The organism is Paenibacillus lacisediminis (genome assembly GCF_046567315.2).
Genome location: NZ_JBKIAX020000003.1, coordinates 121,306 through 136,222, shown reverse-complemented (window position 1 = coordinate 136,222; position 14,917 = coordinate 121,306). Strand labels below are relative to the sequence as shown.

The following is a 14,917-nucleotide window of genomic DNA, read 5'->3' as shown; positions in this document are numbered from 1 at the left end:
ATTCGCGTTCATGTCAACCCATGTTCTGTAATATTTTTGATTTCACTAAAACCTCGCCGCCGTACTTATTACCGCAACTGGCTTTCCGCTTCAGCCAAATCGGCCTGATCCTCCTGCAAATCTTCTTTGGCGCGTTCCAGCGGTTCCGGATTCATGCGCCCATCCGCTTGGGAAATGGCCTTTTCCGCTTTTTCAATGGCGTTATAGGCATTTTCCACTGTTTCTTCAGTCGGATGGGATTGGGCTTGCGTTACGGCCCGGTGCGCTTTTTTAACGGACTGCTGGGCCGATGAGATCGGGTTTTGCGATTGCACGCTGGAATAAGGATTTGCCATGTATTCAGCCTCCTCAAAACGATGATATGATGCAGGTTCCTTACTAATTTGAGGAAAAGGCCGGAACAATATGCGTTCGAACTTTTGCCAATCCCATATGACAGCGATGGAATGCGGAGCTGGAAAAAGGAATAGGGGGGAAATCGGCACGAAATGCAAAAGGGCATGCGATTTTCGTCGAAACTCCCCGAAACAGGCGGTTCAACTGCAAATATGCAGTTCATTTCCTATTATTAGCTGCTTTTTTATCCTATAGCCGCAAATGAGATGTATTTTTGCACTTCAACCGCTCAAAAGCAGAAATTTGCGGAAATTCAAATGCACTTTTGCACTTGATCCCATCGAGCCGTCCTTCTTACCACGAAACTGATTGATGAAGTCGCCGTTGATTTTGCCAAATTACATCAAGGCTTTCTTGCCTTAGCTCGGGGGTCTTTTTTTCTAAATCGAGCTTTTCACCTTCAAGGCTGCCTGTTCCTCCCGCTCCCGCAGCTCTACTCTGCGGATTTTGCCCGTGTTCGTTTTTGGCAGCTCGTCAACAAATTCGATCTTCCGCGGATATTTATACGGGGCCGTCACCGCTTTGACATGAGCCTGAAGCTGCTTGATCAGTTGCGGTGAACCCGCTACCCCCTCTTTCAGCACGACAAAAGCTTTGACGATATGCCCGCGAATTTCATCGGGACTAGCCACTGCGGCGCATTCCTTGACCGCAGGGTGCTTCATCAGCGCTTCTTCAACTTCAAACGGCCCGATCGTATACCCGGAGCTGATGATGATATCATCGCCGCGCCCCTCAAACCAGAAATAACCTTCTTCGTCAATTCGCGCCCGGTCCCCGGTAATAAAATACTCACCGCGCACGTTTTGTTGTTTCCGCTCCGGATCCAGGTAATAGTTCTTAAACAAAGCCGGCATGCTAACGTGAACGGCAATATCCCCGACTTGTCCTGCCGGAAGCGGAATTCCCCGCTCGTCGACCACCTCCGCCACGCCCGGGGAAACCGCTTTGCCCATCGATCCCTGCTTAAGCGGAGTATCCTTCAGATTGCCGATCAGCAGCGTGCTTTCCGTTTGCCCGTATCCGTCGCGAATGGTAATGTTCAATTCCTCCCGGAATTTCCGGATTACTTCCTGGTTTAACGGCTCCCCGGCGGAAACGGCGCTGCGCAGGCCGGACAGGTTATAACCGCTGAGCCCGTCCGTTTTCGACATAATCCGATATTCGGTTGGCGTGCAGCACATGACCTGGATACCGTAGTTCTCCAGAAGCTGCAGGTAGCGATGCGGTTGGAACGCCCCCTGATATACGAAACCGGTCGCCCCATTTCCCAAAACCGACAGGAACGGGCTCCAAATCCATTTTTGCCAGCCCGGCGCGGCTGTAGCCCACACTGTATCGGTGCTTCGGATGTCCAGCCAGGCCGAGGTGATCCTGAGATGCGCGTAACCCCACCCATGGCTTTGCACGACGCCCTTCGGATTGCCGGTTGTTCCGGACGTATACGCCAAAATGGCCATATCGTCGCGGTGAGTCCGTACCGCCTCAAAGGTGTCCGGCTGTCCGTCCATCAAAGAATCGAGCATAATCCATCCGGCTGGAGCGGGCACGGTTTCTTTGCCGCCGGCCACCGCGATGCGAAACGCCCAAGCCGGCAGTTCCTCAGCGATGTTGTCCGCCTCGCCGGTCGCATTGTGCCAGGCGATGACCGCCCGCGCCCCGGAGTGCCGGAGCCGGTAAGCCAAGTCCTTGGCCCGCAGCATTTCGGACGAAGGGATGATCGTCAGCCCCAGCTTCAGGCAAGCCACGTAAATCACATAAGCATTAATATGCCGCGGCATCATCACCAGCACGCGGTCCCCTTGAGTTAACCCGAGCCCCGACAATCCTCCGGCAAGCCGGTTGGCCCTGGCCAGCAGCTCTCCGTACGTAATTTCCTCATAGTCGCCTTGCTCGCTTAACCATTTTAGAGCCGTTTTCCCCGGCTCATGGTTCTCCATCTCCGATGTTATATTGTAAAACTCCGGCGCCAGCCATTGCTCATAGTTCAAGTTGATCTATCCCCTTTTAACTGAAATTACCAGTCTATTTGATCAACTCATTATACCATATTCTAGTACCAGGTTCTAATACCAAAAGTGAAAAAACCTGCAAAAAGATTTGCGGGTTTGACCGGTCTAAAGTTTGCCGCCCTCTGTGATGACTTCATTGGGATCGGCATCGGGTCCCAGCTCGTCTTTGACGTATTTGTTGTACAACTGAAGCAGAAACTGCTCCTTCCCCAGATTTTCCAGCTCGGTATTGATCCAATCCTTCAGTTCCGTGTTGCCTTTTTGGACTGCCGGAGCGATCGGCGCTTCTTTTTCCAGCTTTTCTTCGATCAGATGAAACCCCGGGTTGTCCTTGGCCCAGCCAATCAGAATAAAGTTATCCTGGGCGTAGCCGTCGCCGCGCCCGTCTTTCAGCGCCTGCAAAGACTCGGTGTTTTTATCGTATTTGACCAGTTCGATATCCGGGCGGTTTTCCGTCAGAAAAATATCGGCGGTCGTTCCCTTGGTCACGATGATTTTCTTCCCCTTCAGATCGTCCAGCGTTTGGATCCAGCTGTTGTCTGCGACGAGCACCTGGGTCGCCACTTTCATCGTCGGATTGGTGAAGTCCACTTGCTCGGCGCGTTCGTCCGTAACCGTCATATTGGCGACGATCAGGTCCACTTTGCCGCTTTGCAAGTAAGGAATCCGGCTGGCCGGCTCGATCGTGACGAATTCGATTTTCGTTTCGTCGCCCAGCAAATCCTTGGCGAACCGTTTCGCCAAATCGTTGTCAAAACCGATGAAATTCCCTTGTTCGTCCGTAAACCCGAAAGGCGGCTTGTCGGAAAATACACCGACGATCAGTTTGCCGCGGTCTTTAATGGCCTGAATGCCGCCGCCGGAAGCCTCTTTGACTCCGGCCGAGCCGCCCGCCGCGCCGGAGGAATCGCCGCCACAAGCGGTCAGCGCTCCCGCAAGCAGCAATAACGATAATACAGATAAAACCCGCATCCATGATTTCTTCAAGGTTTTCCACTCCCTTTTCCGGTTTCAATGGCAAAAAATTGTCCCAAAAACTGCTGTGCCCGTTCACTTCGCGGCCCTGCAAAAAATTCATCCGGCTTCGCGATCTCGTGGATTTCCCCCTGATCCATAAACGCGATCTGGTCCGCCACAGAACGGGCAAAGCCCATTTCGTGCGTAACGATCAGCATGGTCATCCCCCGCTTCGCCAAATTCAGCATCACCTCCAGCACCTCTTTGACCATTTCGGGATCCAGCGCAGCCGTAACCTCATCGAACAACATGACCTGCGGGTGCATGATCAGCGCGCGTACAATCGCAATCCGCTGCTGCTGTCCGCCGGAGAGCTGGCGCGGATAGGCGTCCTTTTTATCCGCCAGGCCCACCCGTTCCAGCAGCTGCAGCGCTTCCGCGGCCGCCTCGGCCTTCGCGCGCTTCTGCACCTTCAGCGGTCCCAGCAAAATATTTTCCAGCACCGTCATATGCGGAAACAGATGATAGCTTTGAAAAACCATGCCGATCTTTTGCCGGACCTGCTGCCAGATCGCCTTGCCCGAAGTAAGGTCCTCGCCCTGGAAGCGAATGCTCCCGCCCTGCACCGGTTCAAGACCGTTCAAACATCGCAGGAGGGTGCTTTTGCCGCAGCCGCTGGGTCCGAGAATGACGACGACTTCGCCTTGCGCCACTTCCAGGTCGATCCCGTTCAAAACCGGTTGTTTGTCGAAAACTTTGACGACGCCCTCCAGGCTTAATAAACTTCCGCCCATGTCCTGTCCCGCCTTTCCGTAAGGTTGAGCTACTCCGCCCACTTTTTCTCCAGCCGCCGCGAATAGACGGACAGCGGATAGCAAATCAGAAAATACAAGGCAAACAGCGCGCCGTAAATGATGATCGCCGCGAGGCCGTATTTGTAATTCCGTTCGATAACCTGCTGCCCAGACTTGATCATCTCCGTGACTCCGACCAGCACAGTCAGCGAACTGGTCATTACGATCCGGGTGAACACGTTAATGCTTGGAGGAATCATGCGGCGCACCGCCTGCGGGATCAGCACATATATGTACAGTTGGCGGGGATTAAGCCCGATCGCTTTGCCCGCTTCAAGCTGGCCCTTGGGAAGCGACTGCAGAGCGCCGCGCGCCACCTCGCCGATTTCCGTCATGCCCCAAAGCGACAAGACCAGCACGGCCGAAGCAAATGCCGGAATGCCGATCCCGAAAAACAGCGGCAGGCCGAAAAAAAAGAAAAACAGCCAGACCAGCACCGGCACGCTGCGAAAAAGCTCGAGCACCGTTCGCGTCACAATCCGCAGCCACAAGCGCCGCGAAGTGCGGAGCGCTCCAAACCCAATGCCGCAGACGATGCTGATAGCAATTGTATAAAGCGAAATCAGCACCGTTTTCCATACACCGCGGCCCAGCTCCGGCAAACTAAAGAAAAGCAGCTCAATTCCCGTACGCTCCATGCCGGTACCTCCTTTCGATCCAACTCAGCCCGAAAGACAGCGGCAGAAAAATAAGCAAATAACAGAAGGTCATCATCAGCAGCATTTCATACGTTTTATAGTACAAAGAGATATAGCTTGTCGTGGTGAACAGCAGCTCAGGCACCGCGATCGCGGAGACGATGGTCGTTTCCTTCAGCAGAAAGATAAAATTGGCAAACAGCGACGGAAGCGCGATGCGCAGCGCTTGCGGCAGCACGATGTGCCGGAACAGCTGCCAGCGGGACAGGCCGATGGCCAGCCCCGACTCCTCCTGATTTTTATCCACCGCTTCCAGCCCCGAACGGAACACTTCCGTAAAATAACCTCCACCTAGAAAGGCCATGGCGATAAAAGCGACCGTCAGCCCAGGCAGCTTGATCCCAAGAGAAGGCAAGCCATAGTACAGAAAAAACAGCTGGATCAGCAAAGGCGTGTTGCGGGCGACTTCCACATGTGCGCGGACAAACGTTTTGAGCACCGGCACTCTGAAATAGAGAATACCGGAGTAAAGTATGGACAAGGCCAGCGACAGCACGATGGCGATGATGCCGATCCGCAGGGTAAGGCCGGCCGCGAGGACGAAGTCCGGAATATGTTCGATCATAAAATCCGTATCGAGTTGCATGCTGCGTTTCCCCTCTCCCGTTATGCCGCCTGTATACCCGGATTAAGAAAGCCGGGAAGGGATAGATTCCCCGATTTTCAGCAGCGGCGGCTCCACCTGGGCCGTTTCTGGATATTTGACGCCGGCCCCCGTGTTCAGCACGACGACCGTTTCGCCGTCCTTGATCCATCCTTGCTCCGCCAGCTTGCGAGCCGCCGCGAAAGCCGCCGCTCCCTCCGGACAGATGAACGCTCCTTCCAGCCGGGCGATTTTCCACTGCTCCCGCAGCAGCTCCTCGTCGCTGACGGCCACCGCCGCCCCAGCGGTCTCGTAGACCGCCCGCAGCACCAGAAAATCACCCAGCGCTTTCGGGACATTGATGCCAAACGCCGCCGTTGCGGAATCCGGCCAAAATTCCGAGCGCTCTTTACGCTCCTGCCATGCTTTGACGATCGGCGCGCAGCCCTCCGCCTGCACGGCGACCAGCCGCGGAAGCCGGCCGCTGATCCAACCGATTTCGCGCAGTTCCAACAGCGCTTTGTAAATCCCGATCAACCCCACGCCGCCGCCGGTCGGATACAAAATCACATCGGGCAATTCCCAGCCCAGTTGTTCGCATATTTCGATCCCCATCGTTTTCTTGCCTTCGATCCGGTACGGCTCCTTCAGGGTCGATGCGTCGTACAGTCCATCCTCCGCAACCGCCCGGGCGACGATTTGTCCGGCATCGCTGATCAGACCGTTCACCAGATATAGCCTGGCGCCGGCCAGGGCCGCCTCGCTGCGCGTGATCGCGGGCGCGTCCTGCGGCATGACGATCGTCGCTTCGATGCCCGCCCGCGCCGCATACAGCGCCCAGGCCGCGCCCGCGTTGCCGTTGGTCGGCATGGCCAACTTTTGCACGCCGAGCTCCACCGCCTTGGAGACGCCCACGGCCGCGCCGCGGGCTTTGAAGCTGCCGCCGGGCACCAGGCTTTCGTCCTTCATATACAAGCGGGAAATCCCGTAATCCAACCCCAAACGGGGCATATCAAGCAGCGGCGTCATCCCTTCCCCCAGCGTGACGATATTTTTGCGGCTGCGGACGGGCAACAGCTCATGATAGCGCCAAAGCGTATTTTCGCGGCCGATCAGCGAATCGCGTGTCCATTCCATACCTAGTTCATCTAGGCGGTACCGGGCCAGCAGCGGCGAACCGCACGGACATAACTGCCGCACCTCGTCCGCCCCGCAGATTCGTCCGCAAGCCGGGCATTCCAAATGCGATAAATAGCTGAAGCTCATGCTCAAACAACCCGCTTTCCGCAATCTTATAAAGAAGTAAAAATATTATAATTTATACAAAATCCTAACCATGTGCACCCCTATTATTATTCATATTATTCCAATTTGTCAACACGGAATTATACATACAGCATAAGCCGGCACAAAAAAAATGACAGCCGATCGTTGCCTCTATCCCCCAGCCAACAATCGCTGTCATCCCAAAAATCTCTCTTATCTGGCCCGCTTGGCGCTTTTGCCGACCACCGCCGGAGTTCGGCCGCTCAGCGGGTCCGCCATGACCGTCCGGTACAACTCCAGCAGTTGCCGGCTCGGTTCGTTCCAGCCTTGGGTCAGGGCCTCTTCGCGGGCCCGGTCCCCCATGCGGCGCAGCAACTCCTCATCCAACAAAGGGAGAATGACGTTAACCAAACTGCCCGGGATCTCCGGATCGTATAGAAACCCGGTCGCCCCTTCCCGGATCTGTTCCCGGCTTGGCGGGCTTGCGGCAGCCACTACGGTGAGTCCCGATGCCATCGCCTCCAGCAAGACGAGCCCCAGCGTTTCGGTCGTTGAAGGGAATGCGAAAATATCGCTGGACGCATACGCTTGACTCAGCTGCTCCCCGTGCAAAAATCCGGTAAACACCGTCCCTGTACCGGCGAAGTGGGATTCAAGCCGTTCCCGGTGCGGTCCGTCACCCACGATCGCCAGCCGAAAGCGGTCCGACGCGAGCAGCACGTCGCGAAGGCGTTCGATTTCTTTCTCCGCAGCCAATCTGCCGACGTACAATAGCAGCCTTTTGTCCAGTGCGCCGCCCGAAAGCATCCTGCGCATCTCTTCGTTGCGATGCCTGGGACCAAACAGCTCCGTATCCACCCCCCGCTGCCAAAGCCGGACGTTGCTGAACTTGCGAGAAATAAGCTCATCCCGCACCGCCCCCGATGTACACAGATTTAGATCGGCGCGGTTATGCAGGCGGCGCAAATATCCCCAAAGGATCGGCTTCAGCCAGGGAAGCTTGTAAAAATCGGCGTACTGGGGAATATGCGTATGGTACGATGCGACCAACGGGTAGCGGCGTCCATACCAGATGCCAGCTCCCCCCAGCACCACCGGATTTACCACATGAACAAGGTCGGGCTTAAACGCTCGCAGCTCCTTGCCAACGCGCCGGCTTGGCAGCGCCAACGGCAGGTTCGGATACAGAAAAAACCGCAAGCTCGGGACCCCGATCACCTGAGCCCCTTCAACTTCGCTCACGCCCTGATCGGGCGCGATCACGAGCACTTCGTGACCTTCCCGGACCAGCCAGCGGATGCTTTGCATCAGCCGCGTGACGACGCCGTTCGTGGAAGGATAAAACGTTTCGGTAATGAAGGCGATTTTCATTTGGCCTGTACGCCCCCTTTTAACCCCAGCTCACATCAGGCAACACATTGTTCATCACGACGCGGTCTTTATATTTAAGAGCGGTTTCGAAAATGCCGAGCAGCACCTCGTCCGTCAGCAAGTTCGGCGTAAGGCCAAGCTGCTGCAGCTTCGTATTTTTGGCGTGGAAATAATGCGATTCTTTTTCAACTCGAGGGTTCGGCAAATGGGCGATCTCCACCTTGTGGCCATCCCGTTCCGCCACTTTTTTTACCTTTTCCGCCAGCTCCAGCACCGAAAATTCCTCGGTAAACTGGTTAAATACGCGGAACTCCCCGCAGTCGGCCGGATGATTGACGGTAATTTCAATACAGCGCACCGTATCCGAAATATTGAGAAACCCCCGGGTTTGCCCGCCTCGCCCGTACACCGTCAAATCGTGGCCGATCGCCGCTTGAATCAAAAAGCGATTCAGCGCCGTGCCAAACACACCGTCGTAGTCGAACCGGTTCATCAGCACCGGATCAAGCCGCGTCTCATCCGTATGCAGCCCGTAAACGACACCCTGATTGAGATCGGTCACCCGCAGCCCCCAAATCCGGCAAATAAACATCAGGTTATGGCTGTCATGCACCTTGGACAAATGGTAAAAAGACCCCGGCTGCTTCGGATACGGCAGCACGTCCTTGCGGCCATTGTGCTCGATTTCGATATATCCTTCTTCAATATCAATATTCGGCGTCCCGTACTCTCCCATCGTGCCAAGCTTGATCAAGTGGCAGTCCGGCGCCAGCTCGCGGATCGCATAAGCCACATTCAGCGTCCCCACCACATTGTTGACCTGGGTGAACACCGCATGCTCCCGGTCGATCATCGAATACGGAGCCGAACGCTGCTCGGCAAAATGCACGAACGCTTCCGGACGGAACTGGCGCATGACCTCGCACAAAAAATCGTAATGGTTCAGATCCCCGATGTAATACCGGATCGTTTTGCCCGTAAGCTCCTCCCACTTGGCTACCCGCTCCTGAAGTGAAGCGATTGGGGTCAAAGAATTCGAACGCAGCTCCTCGTCCCATTTTCTCCTTGCCAAATTGTCGATGATCGCTACCTCATGCCCTTGTTTTGACAAATACAGCGCCGTTGGCCATCCGCAAAAACCGTCGCCGCCCGCAATAAGAACGCGCATTTCTGGCCGACCTCCTTTAAATGATCCAAACTCAAAGCAAAATTGGTCTTGAGTTAACGATAGCACCGTAATATTAAGGTGGCATAAAACGGCGGAAACTTTCCGGCAAGGTACGCGCTTTCCGGTAAGGTAGTAAGGTGCGTACTTTCCGGTAAAGTACGTACTTTCCGCCAAGCTGACGCGCTTTCCGCTATGGTCGGCCCGTATCCAGCCGCTTTCGGCCCTAGCATTCTCCTTCCTTCACTTGCGCCCAGCCTCCAGTCCTTTTCGGCTTTACCGTTCTCTTCTTCGCTTAATGTCCGGCCTTTCCCGCTTCCTCCCTTCGCCCTTCCGAAAGTGCTACAATAGATCATGCATACATAAGCGAACCTAAGACTCGGAGGAGATCAACCTATGGAACCATTCGATACCCTGCTGGAAAAATACGCGGAGCTGGTCATCAAAGTCGGAATCAACGTGCAGCCCGGGCAATGCTTGATGATCTACGCTCCCTTGGAAACCGTAGAGCTCACAAGGCTGCTCGTCGCCAAAGCTTACCGCGCCGGAGCCAAATACGTTCACGTCGACTGGGAGGACGAGCAAATTACCCGGATCAGGTATGAAACCGCGTCGGACGAATCGCTGTCGTATTATCCGCAATGGCTTGCGGACATGGCCGAGCAGTTTGGAGCGGAAGGCGGTGCGGTGCTGCGGATTAAAGTGCCGGATCCGGAACTGCTGGCCGGCATCCCGTCAGCCAAAGTTTCCGCCGCCGTTAAAGCGGCCGCCAAAGCGCGCGAGAAGCATTTCGCCCAAACCCGCAACAACCAGATCAGCTGGTCGTTGATCAAGGCGCCTACGCGGGCCTGGGCCAATAAAGTATTTGCCGACCTGCCGGAGGAGGGGCGGATCCAGGCGATGTGGGAAGCGATTTTCCAAATGAACCGCGTCTACAGCGATGATCCGGTGGCGGCCTGGCACAAACATATCGATGAGCTTAAGCAAAGACAGGAATATATGAACGCGAAACGTTACAAGCTCCTGCACTATCGCGCGCCGGGAACCGACCTGTCCGTGGAGCTGCCCGCAGGGCATCTTTGGCTGGGGGGCGGCGACTACAATGCGGCGGGCAACTATTTCGTGGCCAACATGCCGACGGAAGAAATTTATTCGCTGCCCCACCGCAGCGGAGTAAACGGCACCATCACAAGCACGATGCCCCTGAATTTGAACGGGCAGTTGGTGGAAGGCTTGAAGCTGACGTTCCGGGATGGAAAAGTGGTGGAATACGACGCCAAATCAGGCCGGGAGCATATGACCAACCTATTGAGCACCGATGAAGGCGCCTGCCGCCTCGGCGAGGTTGCCCTGGTGCCGCACGACTCCCCGATCTCCCGGCTGAAGCGGATTTTTTACAACACCGGCATTGACGAAAACGCCTCTTGCCACCTGGCGCTCGGCAGCGCCTACCCGGTCAACATCGAGGGCGGAACCAAGCTAAGCAAAGAGGAATTGACGGCCAGAGGCGCAAACGTCAGCTTAACGCACGTCGATTTTATGATCGGCTCCGCGGAGCTCGATATCGACGGCGAACTTGCCGACGGCACGATCGAGCCGATCTTCCGCAACGGCAATTGGGTCTAAGCAACTGATAGCAAACCCAGACACAAGACAAAAACGGGCCTTCCCACATTGCGTTTGCGGATCGGAAAAAGGCCGGCACTATCACCTCATATTGGAAAAATCCAATAGATTGACGGGAACGTGTTGGCGAAAACGAGCTTGAACCAAATGCAAAAAAGAAGCTTCCTTTCCGCGTCGACCGCGAAGCGGAAGCTTCTTTTGCTTTGTTTATCTATGGCAATCTGCCCGATCGTGCTCGGCTGAAAGCGGCGGTATAACGCGCTTTGCCCGCTAAATCTGCGGGCATTCGCCATCCATTCCGCTGCGTTACGCGCCCTGCCCGCTGACCTGCGGGCATCCGCTGCTCTTCCCTGCCGCTTCAGCCGCTTGGAGCTGTGCCGCTTCAGAAGCTTCAAGCTGCCCCGCTTCAGTCGAACGGTCCTGCGCCGGCTCCGCCTTCCGCCGCAAACGGGCCAGCCCCCAAACCCCGAGTATCGCAAGCGCCACCCCGATCGCTCCGAACCAAGTGATCGACGTCAGCGACACCTGGCCCACGGCCACGCCGCCAATGGCCGCGCCGGCTGCCATCGCCAACTGGTTCATCGAGGAATTGAGGCTCAGCATGACGCCGGACGATTCCGGGGCCAGTGTGACGAGATTATACTGCTGCGTTGGCCCGGAAGACCAGGCCGAAAAGGACCATAGGATCAGCACGGCAAATACGGCAATCACTGAGCTCGCCGCGAAAGGCAGCAAAATCAACGCGGCGATATGAATGATCATCCCGGCGGCCAATGTAAAGTTCACGCCTTTTTTGTCCGCGCTGTATCCCCCCGCTTTGGAGCCGATCAGACTGGCGATTCCGAAGGCCAGCAAAGCCGTGCTAAGAAGCGCTTCGCCCATTCCTGCAACCTGAAGCAGATACGGCGAAATGTAGGTATAAGCGATTGAATACCCGCCGAGCCAAAAGAAAGTGATCGCCAGCGCGAGGGCAATTTTCGGATTTTTCAGCATGGCAAGCTGTCCGGCCAGCGGCACGGGCTTGTCGCCTTGAAGCCGGGGAATCGTAAAGCGAATGACGATCATCGCCAGAACCCCGACCAAAGCGATCCCCACAAACACAGCTTTCCAGCCAAAGCTTGAAGCGATGATCCGGCCCAGCGGAACGCCAACGATCAATGAAGCGGTAAAGCCCATGATTACAGTGGCGATGGAACTCGCCTGTTTCCCTGCGGGGGCAATTTGCGCTGCGATGCTAAGCGCCGTAACGACGACCATACCCGCCCCCAGCGCCATGACCACCCGAGCGGCAATAAACCAACCGAAGCCGGGCAGTACAAATGATAAGACGTTCGCTACCACAAAAATGCCAAGCGACAGCAGCATGAGTTTCCGCCGGTCCATAGCGGCGGTGAACGCCATCAGGATCGGTGTCCCGATCGCATAGGTCAGCGAAAAGACGGTGATCAACTGGCCGGCCGCCCCAATGGATATGTCAAGCGCCCCGGCAATCTGGTCCAATATCCCCGAAATGATGTACTCCGACGTACCCACCAAAAAACTGATCAAAGCCAAAATATAAATCTTCCATGTATTCGACATTGGTGTTTTGCCCACTCCTTCAATCTAATTATTATATTTCTAAAAACATAGAAATATACAGCAAAAAAATTTAGTTCAACAAATATGGCGCATATTTTTCCGCCACTTCGCGGTTTAAGCTGTAATAAATAAAAGTGCCTTCTTTCCGCGAATCCAGCAATCCGCACTCAAACAACTGCTTTAAATGATGCGATAGCGTCGAGTTGGCAACGGTCCTTAGCTTCTCCCCCAGTGAGACGCAGCATTGGTCCGGCTCGTTCGCCAGCAGTTTGACGATATTCAGCCGCGTCGGCTCTCCGAGCGCTTTATAAACTTTTACGGCTTCGCGCGTCTCCGGGCTAATCTCCATCTGCAATGCCTCCTTTCTTTCTATACCGGTTTACTTATTTCTATATCGATAGAAATATAATACCGTAATTTTCACCTTATGTAAATATCCCGAAAGAAATTCTTGCGAAAAAAAGGGGGCATAGCCAGCCATTCTTTGACTAACTGCGCCCCTCTTCTTCAACTGCGAATGCCAGTAATCCGCAAATGGACTTCTTCTAAACCCGCTCCAAGCTCGTGCAGAAATCGGTAACCCGTTGTTCTGATCTTCCCTCAGCCTTCCACCAGCACGTTCAGAAATACGGACGCAAGCTCAGGATTCAAATCCTTCTCTTCCGTCAGTCCTAGCATCGGTTCACCGTCGATGTCGAAATGTACGCGGCGGAGACCCGAGCAACGGGGTTGGCCAATGCCAGGGCGAGCGTGGTACACGCTCCAAATCGTTCCGTCCTCGTCCTTCACGTAAGAGTTATGTCCCGGCCCATACTCCCCCGGTACGCTTACGGAAGTGAGCAGCGGGTAATTGCCCTTGGTCCAACTGTTCGGGTCAAGCAAATTCGCATCAGAATCGGCGCTGAGCAGTCCGACGCAATACGTCGCATCGACCAGCGCTCCGGAAATCGTCACGAAGATATTCCGGTCTGTCATGAGCGCGAAGGGCCCCTCTTCCACGAACGTTTGATTGTTCGCCCATCCGTAATCGGGCTTGGACAGCAGGACGGGCGCCGACTTCAGTTTCCATGGTTCCCGCGCATCCGCCTCAGCGATATAGATCCACGAGCCCAGATCATGCGGCACCAATTCCCTTTGCGCCCAAAGCACATATAGACGGCCCTTCCGCTCCAATACGGTCATGTCCAGCGTAATGCCGGTTAAACAAAGCGGACTCCCGTCGCGCCGGACGACCCGGACCGGAGTATCCCAGTCCCCGGCAGCCGTCGGATTGCCGCCCTTCTTCAGCCGCATCACATGCGATTGAATGTCGCCGAATTCGCCGCTGCTGCCGGCAAGAAAAATATACAGATCGCCGCCGATGCCATGAAGTTCGGGCGCCCACAAAAATCGCTTTAGATGATCATGCATTTCGGTATCCAAGATTTTGATCTCTTCTGCCGCGACCAGCCCGGATATGGAATCCGCCTCTCGGATCGATATCGAATGGTTGCCGTCGGCATCATTTGTGGCGACAAAACAATACGTGCCTTCCCACTGCGCAATGCAAGGGTCGGCACGGTTCATCGCAAGCGGAAACGCAAAGCGATCCTGCCGAATGCTTCCCGATATGCGATAAGCTCCGGGACGGCTCCAGTCGATTCCGGCCGCATCCCACTCGACCGGCTTAACGGCGGTTGTGCCGTCACTGTATATAGCCGTCACCTTGACGGCTTTTAACTGTTCTGCGGACGAAACGGCTACACGCTCCGGCAACTCATTACGTACATGGACCGGCACCGTAAGCTTATGAATCAGCCTCTGGGCCACGCTCCGCGATACGTTTATCACATTGCGCGGCACTGCTCCTTCGATGCCGACGGGCATCGGGTTCAGCGCGAAGGCTTCGCATAACCTCGGCTCCGAAGCATCGCCCGGGTGTGTCACGTCTGCCATTTCACATTGATAATACCTGTCGTCCTCTTCACGCCAACGAAGAATATACCTTCGGGACGCATGATCATATTCGCACATGACATCCTGTACATGACGCCCGCTCACTAGGTTTAGCAGGCCGATCTCCCGATACTGCAGTAAATCCGCGGAGGTGAACAGAAGCACCGAACCCTTGCTCTGCTGATCGGGAGAGCCGTCCGCCTCCGTCCGAATGGCTACAACGCCAAAGTTTCCGTCGGCCATAGGGAACAGGTACGGATTTCTCAAACTTTTGGCGGACAGGGTGCCATTCGCGAGCTCTGCGGCTTTAGCGAACAGCACCCCTGAGTTATGATTGAGCTCCCGATAACGTATGCCGTCTTCGGTGTATGCGAGATGCATGCTGTACGCGAGCTTCGGGGAGTAGATTTGCGGTTCCAGCGGTTCTCTCGTATAGCAGAGAATTCCGTAAAGTTTATTTTCCATACGCTAGT

General features: G+C 55.3%; 13 protein-coding genes. 1 reads left to right on the top strand and 12 read right to left on the bottom strand.

What is annotated here, in order from left to right:
• Positions 1–68: 68 nt before the first annotated feature.
• The 9 genes from ACLD72_RS06815 to ACLD72_RS06775 all read right to left on the bottom strand — a co-directional run bounded on the left by ACLD72_RS06815 (position 69) and on the right by ACLD72_RS06775 (position 9,305).
• Entirely contained in the window at positions 69–335 is a 267-nt protein-coding gene (locus tag ACLD72_RS06815; protein ID WP_411001107.1) for a hypothetical protein, read from the bottom strand.
• 441 nt (positions 336–776) lie between these two features.
• Positions 777–2,336 (bottom strand): acyl-CoA synthetase, encoded by a 1,560-nt coding sequence (locus tag ACLD72_RS06810; RefSeq protein WP_411001166.1) that lies wholly within the window; start codon positions 2,334–2,336, stop codon positions 777–779.
• A gap of 177 nt (positions 2,337–2,513) precedes the next feature.
• Positions 2,514–3,380 carry a transporter substrate-binding domain-containing protein gene (locus tag ACLD72_RS06805; protein ID WP_411001164.1) on the bottom strand — a complete coding sequence of 289 codons (867 nt, stop codon included), beginning with the start codon at positions 3,378–3,380 and terminating at the stop codon, positions 2,514–2,516.
• Between the two features lie 11 nt (positions 3,381–3,391).
• Entirely contained in the window at positions 3,392–4,159 is a 768-nt protein-coding gene (locus tag ACLD72_RS06800) for an amino acid ABC transporter ATP-binding protein (protein ID WP_411001105.1), read from the bottom strand.
• A 29-nt stretch (positions 4,160–4,188) separates the two neighbouring features.
• On the bottom strand, positions 4,189–4,857 hold the full coding sequence (locus ACLD72_RS06795; RefSeq protein WP_411001103.1) for an amino acid ABC transporter permease: 669 nt from the start codon (positions 4,855–4,857) through the stop codon (positions 4,189–4,191).
• On the bottom strand, positions 4,838–5,503 hold the full coding sequence (locus ACLD72_RS06790) for an amino acid ABC transporter permease (RefSeq protein WP_411001101.1): 666 nt from the start codon (positions 5,501–5,503) through the stop codon (positions 4,838–4,840). Before ACLD72_RS06790 ends, ACLD72_RS06795 begins: the two co-directional genes overlap by 20 nt.
• 42 nt (positions 5,504–5,545) lie before the next feature.
• Positions 5,546–6,766 carry a threonine synthase gene (locus ACLD72_RS06785; RefSeq protein ID WP_411001099.1) on the bottom strand — a complete coding sequence of 407 codons (1,221 nt, stop codon included), beginning with the start codon at positions 6,764–6,766 and terminating at the stop codon, positions 5,546–5,548.
• 213 nt (positions 6,767–6,979) lie between these two features.
• The gene (locus ACLD72_RS06780; RefSeq protein WP_411001097.1) at positions 6,980–8,137 is read right to left on the bottom strand and encodes a glycosyltransferase family 4 protein; all 1,158 of its coding nucleotides are present in this window, start codon (positions 8,135–8,137) and stop codon (positions 6,980–6,982) included.
• 19 nt (positions 8,138–8,156) lie between these two features.
• Complete coding sequence (locus tag ACLD72_RS06775; protein ID WP_411001095.1) at positions 8,157–9,305, bottom strand: NAD-dependent epimerase/dehydratase family protein; 1,149 nt, start codon at positions 9,303–9,305, stop codon at positions 8,157–8,159.
• Positions 9,306–9,698: 393 nt separating this feature from the next.
• Between ACLD72_RS06775 and ACLD72_RS06770 the strand changes: the two genes are divergently transcribed.
• The gene (locus ACLD72_RS06770; protein WP_411001093.1) at positions 9,699–10,928 is read left to right on the top strand and encodes an aminopeptidase; all 1,230 of its coding nucleotides are present in this window, start codon (positions 9,699–9,701) and stop codon (positions 10,926–10,928) included.
• Positions 10,929–11,234: 306 nt separating this feature from the next.
• Here the strand turns inward: ACLD72_RS06770 and ACLD72_RS06765 are convergent, their stop codons facing one another.
• From ACLD72_RS06765 to ACLD72_RS06755, 3 genes are all read right to left on the bottom strand, one after another.
• The gene (locus ACLD72_RS06765; protein WP_458475653.1) at positions 11,235–12,509 is read right to left on the bottom strand and encodes an MFS transporter; all 1,275 of its coding nucleotides are present in this window, start codon (positions 12,507–12,509) and stop codon (positions 11,235–11,237) included.
• Between the two features lie 70 nt (positions 12,510–12,579).
• Entirely contained in the window at positions 12,580–12,858 is a 279-nt protein-coding gene (locus ACLD72_RS06760; protein WP_411001091.1) for an ArsR/SmtB family transcription factor, read from the bottom strand.
• Positions 12,859–13,109: 251 nt separating this feature from the next.
• Positions 13,110–14,909, bottom strand: a complete 1,800-nt coding sequence (locus tag ACLD72_RS06755) for a family 43 glycosylhydrolase (protein ID WP_411001089.1) — start codon at positions 14,907–14,909, stop codon at positions 13,110–13,112.
• Positions 14,910–14,917 lie beyond the last annotated feature (8 nt).